At 58.3% G+C, this 18,740-nt stretch carries 15 protein-coding genes; 12 read left to right on the top strand and 3 right to left on the bottom strand.

Going from position 1 to position 18,740, the window contains the following annotated elements:
- Positions 1–5: 5 nt before the first annotated feature.
- Entirely contained in the window at positions 6–986 is a 981-nt protein-coding gene (locus WG922_RS16805; RefSeq protein WP_340283924.1) for a Bug family tripartite tricarboxylate transporter substrate binding protein, read from the bottom strand.
- 97 nt (positions 987–1,083) lie between these two features.
- On the opposite strand from WG922_RS16805, the gene WG922_RS16800 reads away from it, so the two are divergent.
- The 6 genes from WG922_RS16800 to WG922_RS16775 all read left to right on the top strand — a co-directional run bounded on the left by WG922_RS16800 (position 1,084) and on the right by WG922_RS16775 (position 7,905).
- Positions 1,084–1,866: an IclR family transcriptional regulator gene (locus tag WG922_RS16800; protein WP_340283923.1), complete on the top strand. Its 783-nt coding sequence runs from the start codon at positions 1,084–1,086 to the stop codon at positions 1,864–1,866.
- A 620-nt stretch (positions 1,867–2,486) separates the two neighbouring features.
- On the top strand, positions 2,487–3,677 hold the full coding sequence (locus WG922_RS16795; protein WP_340283922.1) for a hypothetical protein: 1,191 nt from the start codon (positions 2,487–2,489) through the stop codon (positions 3,675–3,677).
- A gap of 464 nt (positions 3,678–4,141) precedes the next feature.
- Positions 4,142–5,302: a DUF262 domain-containing protein gene (locus WG922_RS16790; protein ID WP_340283921.1), complete on the top strand. Its 1,161-nt coding sequence runs from the start codon at positions 4,142–4,144 to the stop codon at positions 5,300–5,302.
- A complete protein-coding gene (locus tag WG922_RS16785) occupies positions 5,303–6,448 on the top strand; it encodes a hypothetical protein (RefSeq protein ID WP_340283920.1) in 1,146 nt (381 codons plus the stop codon).
- Positions 6,445–7,068: a hypothetical protein gene (locus WG922_RS16780; protein WP_340283919.1), complete on the top strand. Its 624-nt coding sequence runs from the start codon at positions 6,445–6,447 to the stop codon at positions 7,066–7,068. The genes WG922_RS16785 and WG922_RS16780 overlap by 4 nt, the downstream gene beginning before the upstream one ends.
- 261 nt (positions 7,069–7,329) lie before the next feature.
- Positions 7,330–7,905, top strand: coding sequence for a hypothetical protein (locus tag WG922_RS16775; protein WP_340283918.1), 576 nt, complete (start codon positions 7,330–7,332; stop codon positions 7,903–7,905).
- Positions 7,906–10,051: 2,146 nt separating this feature from the next.
- Here WG922_RS16775 and WG922_RS16770 read toward each other — a convergent pair.
- Positions 10,052–10,897, bottom strand: coding sequence for a hypothetical protein (locus tag WG922_RS16770; RefSeq protein ID WP_340283917.1), 846 nt, complete (start codon positions 10,895–10,897; stop codon positions 10,052–10,054).
- A gap of 176 nt (positions 10,898–11,073) precedes the next feature.
- The gene (locus tag WG922_RS16765; RefSeq protein WP_340283916.1) at positions 11,074–11,466 is read right to left on the bottom strand and encodes an HIT family protein; all 393 of its coding nucleotides are present in this window, start codon (positions 11,464–11,466) and stop codon (positions 11,074–11,076) included.
- A gap of 66 nt (positions 11,467–11,532) precedes the next feature.
- On the opposite strand from WG922_RS16765, the gene WG922_RS16760 reads away from it, so the two are divergent.
- From WG922_RS16760 to WG922_RS16735, 6 genes are all read left to right on the top strand, one after another.
- Positions 11,533–11,919 (top strand): nucleotide pyrophosphohydrolase, encoded by a 387-nt coding sequence (locus tag WG922_RS16760; RefSeq protein WP_340283915.1) that lies wholly within the window; start codon positions 11,533–11,535, stop codon positions 11,917–11,919.
- Positions 11,916–13,796 (top strand): DNA/RNA helicase domain-containing protein, encoded by a 1,881-nt coding sequence (locus tag WG922_RS16755; RefSeq protein WP_340283913.1) that lies wholly within the window; start codon positions 11,916–11,918, stop codon positions 13,794–13,796. The genes WG922_RS16760 and WG922_RS16755 overlap by 4 nt, the downstream gene beginning before the upstream one ends.
- 265 nt (positions 13,797–14,061) lie before the next feature.
- Complete coding sequence (locus WG922_RS16750) at positions 14,062–16,317, top strand: MrcB family domain-containing protein (RefSeq protein WP_340283912.1); 2,256 nt, start codon at positions 14,062–14,064, stop codon at positions 16,315–16,317.
- Entirely contained in the window at positions 16,283–17,560 is a 1,278-nt protein-coding gene (locus tag WG922_RS16745; RefSeq protein ID WP_340283911.1) for a 5-methylcytosine restriction system specificity protein McrC, read from the top strand. The genes WG922_RS16750 and WG922_RS16745 overlap by 35 nt, the downstream gene beginning before the upstream one ends.
- Positions 17,561–17,627: 67 nt before the next feature.
- Positions 17,628–17,819: a LuxR C-terminal-related transcriptional regulator gene (locus WG922_RS16740; protein ID WP_340283910.1), complete on the top strand. Its 192-nt coding sequence runs from the start codon at positions 17,628–17,630 to the stop codon at positions 17,817–17,819.
- A 441-nt stretch (positions 17,820–18,260) separates the two neighbouring features.
- A partial coding sequence (locus tag WG922_RS16735; protein ID WP_340283909.1) for a VCBS domain-containing protein occupies positions 18,261–18,740 on the top strand: 480 nt, incomplete at its 3' end.

Below are 18,740 nucleotides of genomic sequence, written 5' to 3'. Positions count from 1 at the left end.
CTGCCTCACTGTCCCGGCTTCAAACCGATTTCCTGGACGATCGGCTCGATCTTTGCCGACTGCGACTTGATGAACTCGTGCATCCGGGCGTTGGTCATCGTCATCGGCTCGGCTCCGCGGCTGCGCAGGAACTGACCGAACTCATCGGAGGCGACGACCGAGCGGGTGACTTCCTCGAGCTTGGTCATGATCGCGGGCGATGTGCCGGGCGGCGCGAACAGGGCGATCCACACCGGCAAGTTGGAGTTCTTCGCGCCTGCCTCTACGGTGCTCTGGATTGACGGATATCCCGGCATGCGCTCGGCCTGCAGGGTGGCAAGCGCCTTCAGCTCGCCCGTCTCCAGCCGCTGCTTGGCGCTGAACATGGTCATGAAGCCCACATCCACCTGCTTGCCCATGAGGGCGGTGTAGACCGGCGCATCGCCGCGGTAGGGCACGTGCGTGGCCTCGAGTCCCAAGTCCTTCTTGATGATTTCCATGCCCAGGTGGGCACTCGAGCCGGCGCCGAACGACGCATAGTTGATGCCGCCGGGCTTGCTCTTGGCAATTCGCACCAGGTCGGCCATGTTGTTCGCCGGGTACTCGGGTCGGGCGACGAGCACTGTGGGGGCGGTAATGACCGGCGCGATCAGCTGCAGGCTGCCGACGTCGAACCCGAGGTCCTTGTACATGTGGGGGGCCACGGTCAGGCCGGTGTTGGAGCCGAGCATGACGGTGTAGCCGTCGGGCGCTGCCTGCACGGTCGTCTGCATGGCCACGATATGCCCGGCGCTGGGCTTGTTCTCGACCACGATCTGTTGCCCGAGCTTGGCACCCATGCCTTGCGCCAGTTGCCGTGCGATCAGGTCGGTTATGCCGCCGGGCCCGAATGGAACCAGCAGCCGGATCGGCCGCGTCGGATAGGCGTCTGCGGCCATGGCGTGCAATGGAGTGGCCAGGGCAGCAACGCTCACCATTGCGGCCAGCACGTGCTTGATGGGGTTCATGCGTGTGTCTCCTTTGGTGCAACCAATGCTAGGCCGCAGCCTGCGCAAGCTGCATGTCTGTTTTGACATGCAGAACGCTGTTTGACTATGCTGACGCATGCTTGCGCACAACCCGGACATCGAAGGCGACCGGCAGTTCGCCACGACGCTTGCGCGCGGCCTGGAGCTGTTGCGCTGCTTCACGCCAGAGCAGCCTGTGCTCGGCAATCGGGAGCTGGCCGACCGCACTGGTCTGTCGAAGCCGACCGTCTCGCGCTTCACCTACACACTCACTCAGCTGGGATACCTGCAGCCCGACCGCGACACCGGCAGGTACCGGCTGGGCACCGCGGTGCTGACCATCTCCTATCCTTTGCTCGCGAACATTCCGCTGCGGCAGGTGGTGCGCTTTCCGATGCGAAAGCTTGCTGAAAAGATCGGCGGCTCGGTCTCTCTGGGCATGCGCGATCGCTTGAGCATCGTCTACGTGGAGACGAGCCGAAGCCGGTCACCGCAGGCGCAGCGGTGGTCCGATATCGGGATGTCGCACCCGATCATCGCGACTGCCAATGGCCGCGCCTATCTCGCGGGGCTGTCGCCGCACGAACGCGGAACGCTGCTGAACGAGATTCGCGTGAAAGCGCCCGAGGCCTACCGCACCTACAACGCCTCGGCGCAGCAGGCCATCGAGGATTGGTGCCGGCTCGGGTTCTGCTTCTCCTATGGCGAGTACAGGCCGGACGTCTGCACCGTAGGGGTGCCGTATCGCCACGAGGCGCGCGGTGACCTGTTCGTCTTCAACTGCGTGCTCGGCGCTTCGGTCGTGAAGCCGGGGCAGTTAGAGGGCGAGGTGGGGCCGCAGTTGCTGGAGATGGTCTCGGGGCTGGGTGCGGCTGGGTAGTGGATCGGGCCGGCAAAAGGACGGAAGCGATGTTGGCCGATGCGGCGAGGGAGTAGCCGTCCCTTGCGATCGAATGATCGAACGGGGAGGAGGTCGGACGGAACAGGGTGGACCCGCCCCGTTTTCGTCACGTTCAGAAAGGCGAAAGCCCCGCACTTGCGTGCGGGGCCTTGCTGTTTTTTGGCTCCCCGACCTGGGCTCGAACCAGGGACCTACGGATTAACAGCCCGGGCCAGCTCACCTGTCAGCGCATCTAGACACCGCTAGACGCGAGATTACACCAAGCTCGCTTCTTCAGTTTGCGACGCAGTGAATCAACGACCTGAACCTCGGTTCGTGTAAGCCGAAGGGGCGTGACAGCCGAACCTAGATCGCCTGCTCGCCCGGGGATGGCGGTCGTCGTGGCCTAAAGGGCACCAGGCGGGCGGGCACGGTCTCCGGGCTCTTGGTTAGCGTCGGATAGCGGATTCAGTCAGCCGAATCCGCGGTGGTCTAGATCCACTAGCCGGGGCATGTCTGCAGGCAGGCCTTCCGACGAACACGCTGTAGCACGGCTCTTGGTAGATTCTGCTTCCGCGGTCAGCTTGCAACGGCATGTGCCGCATTGACCAGGAGAGAACGTGTCATACGGCGAGTTTGTTCAGGTGGACGGAGGGGCGGGAACTCCCCAGCTTTGGCAGCGGCTACCGCTAGGAGACACCGGAGGGCGGAACGAGGCGTGGCTGCGCGACCTCCTGCACGCCAACCCTTCGCTGATTCCGATCGGTGAGATCGACCCAAGCTTCGGACCGCTGATTCCCGTCTGTACAGAGCTGCGCACGCCGGCGGGGCCGATCGACAACGTGTTCATCGATCGGCATGGACGGCTCACACTGGTCGAGTGCAAGCTTTGGCGAAATCCTGAGGCGCGCCGCAAGGTCGTGGCACAGGTGCTCGACTATGCGAAGGAGCTCTCCACATGGTCGTATGCTGACTTTCAGAGGCAGGTGAGCGCTAGGACCAGCAGCGACGAACTGCCCGTGTTCTCTCGGGTTCACAGTCGACATCCCGAGCTCTCGGAGCACCAGTTTGCAGATGCCGTGGCTCGCGCCCTTCGAGGTGGCAGATTCCAGTTGCTCATCGCTGGTGATGGCATTCGGGAGGATGTAAAAGCCCTCGGTGAGCTGATCAACCGGAACGCCACCTCGGGTTATTCGTTCGGGATGTTTGAGGTTGCGATCTACCGAGGACCGCGAGGCGAACTGCTGGTTCAGCCTCGGACACTCGTAAGGACGCAGATCATCGAACGGACTGTAATCGTGGTGCGAGAGGAGTCAGGCGAGACCACCCTCAAAGAGGTCGATCCGAGCGAGTCCACGGACTCCGAACCGGCGTCTATCGATCCAGCGGAGAAGGCTTCAGCGGAGGCTTGGTGGGCACCCGTTCTCGCAGCGAAGCTGGATGATCCAGAACAGCCCAATTTCCGGTACTACTGGATTCACAACATTCGAGGATCGCTCCCATGGCCGGGGACATGGTTGCTGGCCTATAGAACTTCTGGGCCGAAGGCAAGGGTTGGAGTGAGCTTGCGCGGTCGCGAGTTGCCGCTACTGCAGCTGCTCCAAGCGCTAGAGCCAGACATCGACTCCATTCTTGCGGAGCTCCCAGAAGGAGTTGAGTTCGTGCCCGGAAGCCGTCTTTCGATTCAGAAGGACTGGGGGGAGTTCGCAAACGACGACGAGCGTCGCGAATGGTTGCGAGCAACCCTGAACGCGTTTGTGAATGAGCTGCGTCCACGCATCAGCCGGCTGCGCGAGATGTCGCAGGGATAGGAAGGCACAGGAGGGCGCGACCGCCGGATTGTCCGTCCGTTTCGGCGCGCCGCCTAAGGCTCAACGAGAAACGGGAAGGTCACCTCACGGGCCCGGCTCAGGGCAATAGGACACCCCAGCATCCAACTCGCACCGAGCCCGCGCTGCCGCCGAGGCCGGATATGCACAGTTACACCGTGTCCGAGAGCGCCGCCGCCGATGTCAGCCGCGCATGCCAGAGCAGGGCACACGCTTAACTCGGATAGGAATGCTCGAGTACACCGAAGTGCCTATGCGACCTCTAAATTAACCAGCGTTCTCCGTGCATGCAGTTTCTAGTCACGGCCTTCAGCATGCCGCCAAGCTGCAAACCCGGGGCGGCCCTCAAGTGGAGGTGCTGAGCAGGTGAGTAGACTCTCGCAGCTTCCGTTTGTTTACCGCATGCGATGCAGCCGAGCCCAAGCTGCGCTCCGAAAGAATCTGAAATGCACCACCTTGCGCCTATCGAAGAACGCATCTTCGACGATGAAGAGCACTCCTCTCCAGGAGGGCTGAGCGATGAACAGATCAACGATCGTTACGTTAGTGGTGAAGGTCGGATTTTGATCGAGACAAATCGCGAACGCCTGTCCGTATTCGTAGAGTCGCTGAGAAAGCCAGGCTACATCGAACTGGCTCCCTTCTACCAGCGCCGTGAGCGCTGGTCAGTTGAACGAAAAAGCCTTCTAATTGAATCTTTTATCATGAATATTCCGGTGCCTCCGGTATTCTTGTATGAAAAAGAGTTCAACCAATACGAGGTCATGGACGGGCAGCAACGGATTAGCGCACTGAAGGACTTCTACGAGGACGATTTCAGGTTAACAAATCTTGAGTACTGGCCGGAGCTCGAGGGACGAACGTACACAACGCTCCCTGAGAAGATCCGAGCGGGAATAGATCGAAGGTCCCTATCTTCAATTGTCCTTTTGAAGGAGTCCGCGACAGACGATAGAGAAGTTTCGCTCATTCGGCGCGTAGTCTTTGATCGCTTAAACAGGGGGGGGGTACGACTTGAGCGACAAGAGATCCGGAATGCTCTATTCGCGTCGGATTTCAACCAGCTTCTGCACAGCTTGGCTCAGCAAGAACAGTTCCGAGAGGCATGGAAGATTCCACTGGACGAGTCGCAAGCAAAACGCAACCTGATGTTCCAGAAAATGGGCGACCTTGAAGTTGTGCTTCGTTTCTTTGCCCTGCGTCACGCAGATGCAATCGAGGGTCCGCTTCAGCAGTTTTTGGATAATTATATGTTCAAAATGCAAGCATCGACGCCAGCAGACCTGAGCCTGCTGCATGACGTTTTCACTGATGTGATGCATGTAGCCGCCGAAATCTATGGGGAGCATTTATTCCGACCGTGGGATGCCGATACACGTCAGTGGGCTAGTGCGCCAAACAAAGGCTTCGCCGATTGTGTTCTAACGGGAATCTCTTGGAATCTTCGGAAGCGGAACGTACTACTTGCACAGCGCGAGCTCGTTCTAACCCGGACTAAGGAGCTTTTCGAACGGCATGAGCCCGGCACATTCACCGGCCGGAAGAGCACAAAGCGAGATTTGCTTGATCGTCTTCGACTCTACCGAGAAATGCTGGCTGAGGTCTAGATGTTTCACGTGCCGCTAACCGGTGCTTTGAAGGCTATCGACGCCCTCAAGGACAGTCTTACCTTCAACCTCTCTGCGCGGAGGTTCGTTGCTGGTGGGGGTGTGCTCCCGCCCGAGTTGCCAAGGAGCCCTCCTCTCGACGAGTGGAGGCGATTGGATTACTCGACGACGGTAACGAGGCTTTACCAGGTCTATGAATCGCTCGTGCATGATTGTGTTTCGGAGTGGCTTGCAGACCTTTGTCAGCTAGTTCCTTATCCAGATCTTCCTGATGAAGTACAGGTGGGTTATCGAAATGGAATCGGCTATTTGCTACAAAACTTGGATGGTCGTCGGTATGAGAGCCTGTCAGCGAGTGCAATCATCCGTGAATATCACGCCGCGTTGTCCGGGGTGCGCGGCTACACGCTTTATCCAGATGCGTTTCTGCTGCATGATAGAAATTTGCGAGTTGACGAGCTCGCGGCGATCTTCCGCGGTTGCGGGATCAAGATACAGATCGCTGAATGGCTGAAACAGCACCGAATATCCAGACACGACAGCCTTGTTGTGCTTGGGCATTCAAGTGTCGACCGTTGCTTGGTTGCTTTCGTAGAGCTCCGGAATGAAGCATCGCACGCAACAAGGCGCGTCAGCCAGGTGTTGGGTGAAGAATTGCTCATCGCGTATGCTGACTTTATTCGGCAGCTTTCCGAAGCACTGGTGGAGGCGCTGACTCTATCGTCATTGAAGTGGCATGAGGAGCATGGTCAGTGGTCGCGTGCCGGAAAAATAACTTTCGTGAAAACCAACGAGCGCGCAGTCTGCGTTGCACCGCTCGAGAGTTGCCGGGTCGATGTAGGTGCTGAAATCTATCTGGTTAGCCAGAACTCGTGCCGTCGCGCAGTCATTCGTGAGCTTCGAGTAGACGAGCAGCCGGTGCAGTCTCATACGGTAAGTGCAACTGCTCAGGAGGTTGGTCTCCGCGTCGATATCGAGACGTTCAAGAACTGGATTATCTATGTTAACTCGGTACCCCCAGTTGTGGCAAAGCCGGCACTGGCGTCAGACCAGATCCAATTAGGAGCCGATGATACCGACCAAGAGCAGACCGACACCAGCGGAGGCGAAGTTGATGAACCCGATTCGAACGAGAATTTGCAATGACGTCAACTAAAATGTTGCTTAATTTGGGTCCTGGCCCAACGCATGTGGAGGTCGGCGGCGACTTCGCTCGCGTGTTCGATCCCGAGGACTACCTCACCATTGTGAATGCTCTTGATGAGCAGACAGTCGTGCTTCGCGCGCATCTGATACTCGAAGAGTTTCTGAACATTTGGGCTGCCCGGCTCACTGGCACCGAAGATCTGTTCGCAGGTACGTTTGTCCCGTTCAGTACAAAACTGTCAGTGTGCGTGAATCTTGGGCTCGATAAATCCTTTGCAGAGGTGCTAGATCGCGTTAACACGATCCGCAATCGCTATTCTCATCGCCGGAAGTACAAGATCGAGCAGAATGCATTTGATGCTTTGAGGCGTTCAGTTGATGATCTTGCAGGCGGTGGTGGGTTCGTCCCCTGCGAGCAGTTCGAGCTCTTGCTCGAGGGTGTTGGTCCGTCGGGTGAAAGACGGCAGCACACCATTCCCTGGGGAGAGGCTGATATGAAGAAGAGGTTGGCTGTTGCTCAGGTGGTTACCGTCCTGAAAACAGTGGCTTGGATGCAGGATCAATTTCGCCAGCGCGGCATAGAGTACACGCTTATTGCTTCTGCAGCGCCGAGGGGTTGAAGCCATACCTCAACTTTCTGCGAGCAGTCGAGACGTATGCGCGACGGGCGCTAGGTCCGCAAATTCGGTTGGAAGTGGACACCGAGTCCCCAATGCTACTGGCTGGCCGAACCGATTTACGACCACCGGACTCTCAGTCCGCGCCTGGCGGCATGTGCAGGGCTTCATCGCGCGTAGCTTGGAACCGCATGTCCACGTTGGGTATTTACTGCATGGTTTCTACCAGAACGACTGTGTTAGGTCCCGGGCTACATTGCATTCATGGATACCATCAATTGGAGGCGACAAGCTGTCGTATCCGCCGTTCTTTGGGCGGCGGCGTCTGTGACTTCCGCCGCGGCAACGAAACCTGGCGACTACTACGTGAGCCTTGAACAGGTGCCGGAGCGGCTCGCGCCCAGCGAGTCTGGGAAGAGCACGAATACGCTGTACAAACGCCAGAAGGTTTCTGTTGAGGAGGTCAAGGGGGGCTGGGCCCGGGTCTCCCGTTACTACGACGGCCGGGTGGAGGGCTTGAGTGGTCAGGTGGCACGATGGGTTCCTGCCAGCAGCTTGAGCCCAACGCGCCCTCCAGATGACAACGTTGCAGGCGGCGGTACACCTCTCGGACAAGCTCTGAAGGACTCGGATCAGTTCGGAAAGCACTCGGCGACATTCCTCAAAGCGTCACAGGCGCTCATTGATTCCGGTCGTTGCAAGCTCCAGGACTTCAAGGACAACGGCGGCTGGTCGAAGTCCACACAGAAAGGCGCCGGAGTCTACTTTACGTATTGTGGTGGCATGCATCGCAACAACCGGTGGTACTTGGACGTGTCGACAGGAAGAACTTTCCAGTGATCGACGTTCCGAAAAGGGCCGAGCACTCACTGTGCAGGGCTTCCTTCGTCACGACCGCCTGAGGCAAAGGGTGGTGACCTCTTTGCCCAGAACGGATCTCCGAGCACGAGTTCGTCACGTTTAAGACTGTCGAACACCCAAGCCGAGGAATGCTCGTGAGCAACTGACCTGTGCCTCAGGTCCGGAGGTCTGCAGAGGCCGGAGTCTCGCGAGCGCTCTTCGAAGCTGGTAAAGATGATGTTACCTGTGCAGCCCCAGCGGATGGCTATAGCAGGCTAAACCAGCTACGGGTCGCAAACTGCTCATTGTGGGACGAGCGTAGTGCCACAGTGCTTGCACTTGCGAGCATCTCGGAGGACGAACTCGCGGCAGTCGGGACACTTGACATGCGTCTTGGGATTGGGGGCGCCCGCTGCTGCTTCGGCTTCTTTCTTGAGATTAGGAAGGATCAGGATAAGGATAATTGCAATCAGTGGCGAAATAAGCAGCGACAGCAGGAACCATCCGAATCCAGATCGTCCCCGAGACGACGCTGCAATCCAAGTGACGACGGAGAATAGCAACCAGAGGGCGAATAATTCCAAGATAAACTCTCAGTTGGTTAACGAGACTGTGTTCCGAACTTGCCTGCACAGTCAAGCTTGGCGACCCTGAGTGTTGCTTGAAAGTAGAACGGTCGGGAGAGGGAGGGGCGCGGATGGCGGAAGGATCACGTCGACAGACAGCGGACGACTGGTGGACGTGCACTTTCAGCCGTACGCAAGAGGGCCCGAGAAGGTGACGCCCACTCGGGCACTGAATCTCTGCTGCCTCTAGCCGTTGCATGCACGTCCCGCGAGCTCCGGAGTTTGAGCGCACCAGTGGAAGCTTGGATCTTGCTCCTTACGGTCTGGCAGATCCGGCTAAGGCTTGAGCCTACAATGCTTGCTCATCTTTATTGGAGGCGTGATGTTTCGGCCATTGTTGTTCATCTTGGCTGTGGGTATGTCGGGCGCGTCACTTGCCTCAAAGTCAGCTCTCGAGTGCGAGGCCGAGATGAACTTCCTTGGTGAAGGCGCTGCCCGGCGAGCCGCCGTCGCCAAGTGCTTGCTCGACGCTGCGAATAGTTCATCGCTCGTCAAGAGCCCGTCCTCGCTTGACACAGGTAACTTCACTCCGACACTGCCGGCACGTGATCCTGTACATGTCGTTGAATTCTTCGGTATAGAAGAAGTTAATTCTGCTGGGGGAGTGGAGTTGGAGGCTCGTTTTGTGAACCCGAACAAGTCGTCGGCGATCAAGTATATTCGACTGCAAGTGACGCCCTACAACGCGGTTGGCGACGTATTCCGGACTCGTATCGGTTCCCATTCGACAACATGGATTCGGGCTACAGGACCCTTTCGAAGTGGTGAGGAGGCAGCTTGGCGCGGCTGGGATCCGGTCTGGTACAACGCTACGACTGAGTGTGTGAAGATTTAATGTTGTGGAGATCGATTTTATGGATGGCAAGAAGCGCAAGTACGCCGGTAATTCGCTCAAAGGTGTCTTGGGTCCCGAAGTAAAGAACGACTGCCGACCCAACTAGGTGCTTGCAGATCGTTCACCCTTGCTCCGTTTCCGCCAAATGTCAAAGTGGCTTCTTACAGTCTTGGCTGTGGCTGTTCTAGGAATGGGTCAACTTGCTTCGGCCCAGGACATGCAGCGTGGCCTTCGTAACTACCAGGAGGTTATGAGCGGCCGCAAGAAGCTTGAGCAGCTTTCTCCGCAAGAGCGTACGGAAGTGCTGAAGGTGCACCAACTTCTTAGGGCTAGGGAGGACGGCTCGGGTCAATCTCAAGAGTGTCGCGATGCAATTTCGGAGGCGCGTTCGGCGGCGTCCGAGCTCGCTGACTATGCTCGTCGTCTCCGCAATTGCGCCGAAGCTGGCGACCTTTCAGACGACTGCAGCATTGAGTTCCGACGGACTCGGAATGCTCAAGATGAATACGAGTCGGCTGTTTCCGATGTACAGAGCCGCTGTGACTGAGTGGGCGTTGGGACGGGTATTGTCCCAACGGCAGCATTTCACCAACGGATTGCACGTCCGCAGGTCGCATCCCCCTTCTGGGCTGATCGCGGGTCCACGGAGTGGTTCGGTGCCTCTACGTGGGCAGCTTGAGACCTACTATGTGGGTCTCCACCGATGTACGAGGTGCCGGACAGCACGGCCGTCGAAGTCACGGAGGAATGAGCGTCGCGCTCCCTCAGTCAGCCCCGTCTGCATGATCAGTGTCTCTCGAAGCGGATGGTGGCTGCCAATCAGGAATTCGTTGCGGGCGTGTAGGCGCTCAAGTAAGTACTCGGCAGGCACTTTGTCGAACTTGCCGCCTGAGCCTCTGTTGCACCAGCGGCAGGCGAGGACGAGGTTCCATACGCCGTCAACAGCCTGGCCGATCTCTGTCCGCTTCAAGGTGTGGGGGAAAAAGTGATCAACGTCTGCGAGAGTTGCGAGATCCGAAGTCGAGATCTGCGAGGAGCAATAGAAGCACCGACCTTGCTGATAGCCGTTCAGGGCGGCTCGCGACGACGTGACCGACGTGCGTCGCCGGTGACGGTCCGGCAACAGGAGCGCCCCCGTGGTCTCCTCGTAAGTCGCCAGCATGGAACTGCCGATTTCCAGTCGCCAGGCCGTTTCGACCAGCCGCCAGCGAGCCTCGTTCTCGTTTCCGATATCGCCGCCGCCGGCGGCTTCTAGCAAGCGGTTGAAGTTGTCTGTGACGCGGACTCCGTCACTCGTTCCGCGTTCGTCATGGAAGAAGCGATCTGGTACGTCAGCACCGGCGACGATGTGGAATGCGTCGATAACGTTGTTGAAGCCACGAGCTTCCGTTATCGAAAGCAGCTTGGAACGTTCTATCTCCCCGGCGTTGAACTGGCGGCATGCGTCAAGAAACGCACTACTACGCGACGTCGTCTGCTTGTCCTCCACCCTAAGGTGACGGCAGATCGCCATGGCGAACGGCTCGGCCAAGTCACCTAGCTTGACGACGCTGCCTTCAGGCGGTCGTAAGGTGAGGAGGGCCTCCTCAAGCGCGAACTTGTAGCTCGCTACGTTCCGACCGAATAGGGTGATCGCCCGCCACTGATCGATTAGGGTGGGCTCCGATGCGTTACCTTGTGCATGGATCCGAGGAACAGGAACCACGGTCAGGCCTGGTAATGGCCCTTGCCCGGGATCAGGTGCCGAACTCCGCCTCGCGGATCCTGAACATCGCCGAGCCGACGAGGGATAAGGTGTATGTGGCTGTGGAAGATGGTCTGCCCAGCTGCTGCCCCTGCATTCATACCAATGTTGAAGCCCTTTACGGAGTCGTCTTCCTGGATGATGAGCGCCTTCAAGTCGTGCAGGAGACCCGTGCTGGCCGCGGTCTCAGCGTCGGTCATGTCGAAGAAATCGACCACATGCCGCTTCGGAATGACGAGCGTGTGCAGAGGAGTGACCGGGAAAGCATCTCGAATGGCGAAAGCAAGGTCGTTCTCTGCGATCACTCGCTGGCGAGGAATGGAGCAAAAAAGACACTCAGTCTGAAGCTGGTCCACCGGTACTACCTCCATTGCTAGGTCCACGATGAGTTCAGGGAGAATGTAGCCCAGGAGAAACCAGACATGAGCGACTCTAAGGCGAGCCCCTTGCTGGAAGTCGGGCCACTGCAGGCGGAGCTGCGCCGTTTCGCAGAGGATCGCGACTGGGAGCAGTTCCATTCCCCCAAGAACCTGGTCATGGCCTTGACGGGAGAACTGGGAGAACTCGCTGAGCTTTTTCAGTGGTCCACGGAAGATGAATCCCGTCGCGCCGCGTCTGATCCCCGCACTGCAAGTGCTGTTCGGGACGAGATTGCAGACGTCACTTTGTACCTCGTACGGCTTGCCGATGTGCTTGGTGTCGACCTTGATGCGGCTGTTAAAGCCAAGCTCGCTTTGAACGCTGCGAAATACCCGGCAGAAAGGTTCCGCGGATCGAGTCGGAAGTCTTCTGAGGGCCGGGCCGAATGATCGTCTACCAGGCGGACAAGCGTGAGTTCCTGTTCGACAACGACCACCATGATATCGAGCAGGTGGTCCACGAGCGCTATCAAGCGGCCACCGGGCGCAAGGTCGGACAGAGCGAGCTAGGATCGTGGCGAGACTCCCTTAACGCGCTTGCGAAAGTGCTTCGGGATGAGGAGATCCCGAACGATTTAGGCGTTGCAGTCGAGTTCATTCTTCCTCAGAGCTCGAAGCGCATCGACGTAACGCTCGCTGGTATTGACGCTGAGGGTCGCGGACGGGCGGTTGTAGTCGAACTGAAACGCTGGACCGAAGCCCAGGCGACCAGCAGCGACGGCATGGTTGTCACTCGCCTTGGAGGCGCCGAGCGGGCGACGGTCCATCCGTCGTATCAAGCCTGGTCATACGCAGCATTCTTGGAGGGGTTTAATGAGGCCGTCTATGAGGGCGGCATTGGACTTCACCCGTGCGCCTATCTCCACAACTTCGCGCATTCGGGGGTGCTTGATGCACCTCAGTACCACGCCTATGTAGAAAAGGCTCCGCTTTTTCTGAAAGGCGAGGCGGACCGCGAGCGCCTTCGGGCGTTCATCAAACAACACGTTAAGCACGGGGCCGGCAAAGCTGTTCTCTACAAACTGGAGAACGGGCGCATTCGCCCCTCGAAGGGGCTTGCTGACTCAATTTCTAAGCTGCTGAAGGGGAACGCGGAGTTCACCCTCATCGACGACCAGAAGGAAGTCTTCGAGGCAGCTCGTGCCGCGATACGGCAAGCAACAGAGTCTAGCCCCCGTGTTGTGATCATCGAAGGTGGCCCGGGCACCGGCAAGTCAGTAGTAGCTGTGAACCTGTTGGCCGCCTTGAAAGACGGCTTGAACGTCAAGTACGTGTCGCGGAACGCCGCCCCTCGCGAGGTCTACAGTCACAGGCTTGGAGGACGCGGCAACGCGCACCTGCGAAACCTGTTTGCCGGGTCTGGTGCATTCGTGAACTCGCCCCACGGAGCGTTCGACGCCCTGATCGTCGACGAAGCGCACCGCCTCACGGAAAAGAGCGGCTTCTACGGCAACGAGGGAGACCACCAGATCAAAGAGATCATCCGTGCAGCATCATGCGCGGTGTTCTTCATCGACGAAGACCAACGCGTCACGCTGAAAGACGTCGGGTCGAAGCAGTTGATTCGCGACTACGCCGAAATGCGTGGAGCGCATGTCGAAGAGCACTCACTCCGCTCGCAGTTTCGGTGCGCGGGGTCAGACGGCTACCTGGCTTGGCTTGACAACACCTTGGCGATCCGAGAGACCGCCAATCCAACTCTCGACGGAATCGACTACGACTTCCAAGTGTTCGACGACGTCACGGCGATGCACGAGGCTGTACAAGCAAAGAATCATGGCAATCGTGCGCGCGTGGTCGCGGGTTACTGCTGGGACTGGAAGAGCAAGAAGAATTCCGGTGCTGTGGATATCGTGATTGGGTCTTACCGGCGTCAGTGGAACCTGACCGACGACGGAAGCCTCTGGTTGATCGCTCCCAAATCTGTAGACCAGGTAGGCTGCATCCACACATGCCAGGGGCTTGAACTCGACTACATTGGAGTCATCATCGGCCCCGACCTTGTCAGCGCCGGAGCCTCGCTCGAACCAGTGCCAGGGGGCAGAGCACGTCACGACAAGACGATGAAGGGCTACGCCGGCATGGCCAAACGCGACCCGATCGCCGCAAAAGCGCAAGCAGACGCCATCATCCGTAATACATATCGCACACTCATGACCCGTGGCATGAAGGGCTGCTTCGTGTACGCCACTGATCTCGGGGTTCGTGATTACCTGAGAAGTCGCATCGGATCTAAGGCTTCAGTCGCCGATTTCAAGACAGCTTGATGGGTTGATAGATCGCGCGGGGCTCGCGTGCGCGGCGGGTAGGGCACGTCGCTCCACGCGCAGCCTGGACGCTCTCCGGCGGCAGCCCTTCTCCCGTGCAGCGCAGCGAGACCATTACCGACGGATTGTCAGTCCGTCCTAAACGACCCCTGCGGCAGGACGCGCTCAGAAGTTCTTAAGTGGCTGCGTTAGGACGTGCCGCGGCTTCACAGACCCCAGCAGACCCGCTATGGCACAGTAAGGGCGTTCTCCCACCCATTCTGATATGACAATCCCAAACGTAGACGCAGAGGCAGTTCGACGCGCTATCGATGAATTCGATCGCACTCTTCGAAATTCTCCGGAGTGGTCCAGCTGGGAGGATAACAAAGCCCAGGCGTGGGTTCTGGTGCACGACGGCAAGCGGTATCCCCCGAAGAAGATCATATCGCTGGCCACTGGCGCACCTGTTGGTTCCTTCTCCGGTGGCCCGGAGTCGAATGACTTCTTGGCGGAAAGGGGGTTCTTGGTCAGCAGGCTGCGCGAGTCAACCCTCGCTGAGACGCTTCGGCTAATCCTCGAGCGGTACGGGCCGGCAAGGCGGGCGCTGCCGTTCGGAGGACATCATGAGATCAAGGAGCTGTTCTCACGCGCGCGGAAAATCCTTCAAGACGCACCCACGGTGCAACATCGCAGCCATCTAAGCGTCGTAGCCTCCTACGGGAAGGGTAATTGGGCGACCATCCCATGGATCTCATTCCTCGATGACCGCGAAACGCGCACGACCCAGCGTGGCACCTACGTCGTCTACCTTTTCCGCGAAGATGGGCAGGGCTGCTACCTCAAACTTGCTCAGGGAGTGACTGCGGCGGAGAAGGAGTATGGCGCCAAAGCGGTGGAGATCCTAGGGAGGAGAGCCGATGAGATCCGGAGCCGGTGCGAACATCTCGGTGCTAAGGGATTCGACTTGTCTGGGCGAACCGACTTGGCGACTTCTCAGCGGCTCGGGCTGCTTTACGAGGCTTCCACTGTTGCCTCTAAGTACTATCCGGTCGACGCGATTCCGGATGACGGGCGGCTTCTCACTGACTTGGAGGCATTGCTAGAGACGTATGAGAGCTACGTGAATGAGGCGAAGGGTAGCGCAGCGCCAGCACTTCGCGACGAGAGAGCTCTTAGCCTGATTGGTACTGCACGCGAGTTGCCGGAGGAGGCAGCCCGCATCAAGCGCTTCATCAGCGAACACGGAGCTTGGGCAAGTTGGTGGAGTTTCCCTCTCAAGGAAGAAGCCAAAAGGCGACTGAAGCCCCCATTCTTCTTGTACGGATACCAAGGACGCGGTCGGCTCGGTGTTCGTTTGCGTGTTGACGAATATGTCTCTGTGAATGGCGCTGACGGGATTGCGTCGCCATGGCCGGAGCAAACCTACGACGAGTGGAAGGGGATAACCCGATCAGGGCCGCGGCAATCGGATGTTTGCAAGACGTGGTTCAAGGTTGGGAACATCGAGGTTTTTCCGGAACCTAAGCGTGTGGAGGACTTCGAGATCGCGCCCGGTTTATCTACGCCCGAGAACCTTATCAACCAGAACAGCTTTGGTTACGTTATTGATGAGTCCGCGACTGAGGCGAATGAGATCATCAGCTCAGTATCAGTCAAGATTGAAGCGGCTCCAGCACAAGCCTTGTCTATGGATTGGCTAGAAGCGAGAACCGGGCTCTCGCGAGAGCTCCTCGCTGAACTGACCGAATCACTGCGCGGCCCTGCGCCGCAGATCATCTTGGCCGGACCGCCGGGCACGAGTAAGACATGGGTCGCTCGTCAGCTCGCGCTTTTTCTTTCGGGGAACCGACCGGAACACGTGACGTTTGTGCAGTTCCATCAGGGCTACAGCTATGAGGCATTCATGGAAGGCCTGCGACCGGTCGCCAAAGAGAATGCTGTTGGTTTCGAGCTTAGGAACGGCGTCGTTCTGGACGTCGTGGATCGAATGAGGCGAACGGAAGTTGTCGACGTCGATGGCGAAGATCACGTCATCATCATCGACGAGGCGAACCGCGCGAATCTGACTCGTGTGCTGGGCGAGCTCATGTTCCTTTTCGAGTACCGCGGCGAAGTGGCTCACCTGCAGTACTCAGGTCCGTTTTCGCTTCCGAGGAACCTGCGCTTCATCGCGACGATGAATACGGCGGACCGCAGTATTCGTTCCATCGATGTCGCCTTGCGACGCAGATTTGATGTGTTTGAGCTCGGACCCGATCCGACGATTCTTGAGCGGTTTCATGAACAGAACGGGAATCTGCTAGTTCCGGATCTCATCGACGGATTCCTCAGTCTGAATGATGCGCTGAGGATATCGCTCGACCGACATCACACGATCGGCCATGCCTTCTTTATGCGGCCAGGGCTCACTCCTACCGGTCTACAGGGAATTTGGACGAGAAAGGTGTTTCCGCTCATCGAAGAGTTCTTCTTCGACCAGCCGGAGCTGGCTGCGGAGTTTTCGTGTGAGAGGTTCTGGCCCAGTGTTGCCAGTAGTTGAGACATTCGAGCTGACGGAATCTCGCGTAGCGGTTTTGCAGCTAACAGAAGAGGAGGGCGATACTCTCATTGCCCTCGGACGGGAACTTGCGGCCAAGGCTGCTTGGTGGGGCAGTTCTACTTCCGAGCCAACGCGTTCGGTGATTTCAGTGGAGAGTCTGCGTGGCGGAAGATGCAGTGTCAGTTTTCGTGACGTAGTCGGGGTCGTAAGCGTAGGGGCTAAGCAGTTTTGCGTGAGGCCCAAGATCCCCTTCAACCATTTTGCGTTCCTCGCTAGCTGTTCAGAAATCGCGCCACGATTCAGTGATGCTCGGGTAGCTCTCGATCAAGGAAATGATTTTGCGATCGTGCTCGCGCGGTGGTGTGTCGATGCCGCCGAGAAGCTCTTGCGTTCCGGGCTGCTAAGCGACTACGCGGATTGCGTCGAGGGCATCGAGGAGATTCGAGGACGTGTCCTCCCCCTAGAAACGGCTTTGCTCATAGCGAGTGGAGTGCCTCGCGCCCTGTGCGACTTCCAGGAGTTCTCGGAGGACACCGCCTTGAATCGAATCGTCAAGGCTGCGTGCCTCAGAATTTCAAGCACGGCCAGAATCGATGTGGCTACGCGTGCGAGAGCGCGTCAGGTGGCGTTCCGCTTGGATTCTGTTGGCGCCTTACGGGTTGCGGACCTGAGAGCTAGAGTTGATCGGCTTTCTAAAAGCTACTCCAATGTGCTTCCCCTCTCGATGCTCGTCCTCTCTGGCCTGGGCATCACAGTGGCATCGGGCCGAAGTCTCGGGCGGGCGTTCTTGGTAAGGACGCCAGAGCTCATTGAAGATGGCCTCCGCTCGATCCTCCAAAGCGGCCTGACCGACACAGCGATCACCAAGCGGCGTCTGATGCTGGGTGACTCGGGACTTTCGATGAACCCAGACCTAGTCTTCGGGGAAAGTTTGGCTGTCGGGGACGTGAAGTACAGGGTTTTGGCGCCTGACTGGAACAAGCCGGATCTCAACCAAATCGTGACGTTCGCCACGGCATTTCGCTCCTCGTCAGCTGCCCTCTTTGGCTTCTCCTTGGGAGCTAGTCCTCGTCTTCCTCGCAGCATCCGGATTGGGGACGTTAGCGCTCGTGCGTTTTCTTGGATTGCGGCCGAAGGTGTTCGCCCCGAGGAGAGCGCATCGATGCTCGTGGCTGAAGTTGCAGCATGGCTACACGTGGTCAGAACTCGAAGTCAGCCTCCCAACTTATTCAGTAGCGCATGACTCTCAAGCGGCGGATTGCAAGTCCGCGGGCGACGCTTGATCCAGACTGGGCTGTCCGCATTTCGCCGTGGCTGAACGTCTGAGCTTGTTGCCGGCGCTGCCGCTGACCCAACGTGAGGCGGATGCGATGTGCTGGCTCGCCTCCGGCAAGACCGACGTGGCTATAGCCACGCTGCTTGCCATCAGTTCGCGCACGGTGCACAAGCACCTGGAACAAATCGAGAGAAGCGTTTGCGGTACACGCGGACGGCGGCAGTGACGCGGGTGCATGGGAGTAAGCGAGGGATTGCGCCGGCACCGTTGAGCCAGCACAGTGAGCCCTTCCGGGAGGCTTGGCCCAGCGGTGCTGGCGATCTGGAGTCAACTGTTGAGGCTTGGAGGGGTATGAGGCCGGCCGATCAATGAGACGCCTAACGCCGCAACTACCGCGGTGGATCACAGGGCCGATCTTTGGGTGTGCAGGCGGCCACACTCCTTCTTCTCCAAATGCATACTACGAACGTACTCAAATACGGTTCCGCCGTCCGGAGAGCTGCTCCACCAAGTCAGCCGCTACGAATATCCTAGGATTTTCCCTTGGTTTTTGTAACGAACACTTACAAGAAGACTGTCAACTTCTACACTGGCGCTCCCCGTCGTTCCGACATTCATAACGGTTTCGGCTTCGCTCACCTCATGGGCGGATTTGCAGGAGAGAAACATGGCCAGCAGTACCACCAACTCCTATCTTGGCATCAACCAGGTTTCGTTTTCCAACGCGCCGCAGGCGAAGGACGATACGTACACCTTTGATGAAACAAAGACGGAAGGAGTGATCTGCCTGGACGTGATGGCCAACGATCTGGGGGGGAATTCCAAGACGCTTTTCTCTGTGGACGACGGCGTCGAAACACCGCAAGAGTTCATGAAGGATCTATCGACGACCGACGTCAATGTCGCGCGCGACAGCGCCGCCGCCGCGGAAAACAAGACGGCGGGGGGTGCGAGCATCTGGATTGCAAATGGCAAGGTCTATATCGATTTCCGGAGCAACCCGGACTACCTGGCGAAGATCAACTCGCTCGCTGTCGGAGATTCGGCGACGGATTCCTTCGTCTACGCCATCCGCCTCGGGAACGGAACGTTGAGCTATGCCAGGGTGACCTTCACGATCACCGGCACCAACGACGGTCCGGTCGCC

The sequence above is a fragment of the Ramlibacter sp. AN1015 genome, assembly GCF_037726105.1.
Taxonomy (GTDB): domain Bacteria; phylum Pseudomonadota; class Gammaproteobacteria; order Burkholderiales; family Burkholderiaceae_C; genus Ramlibacter.
This window is presented reverse-complemented; position numbering and strand designations above follow the sequence as displayed.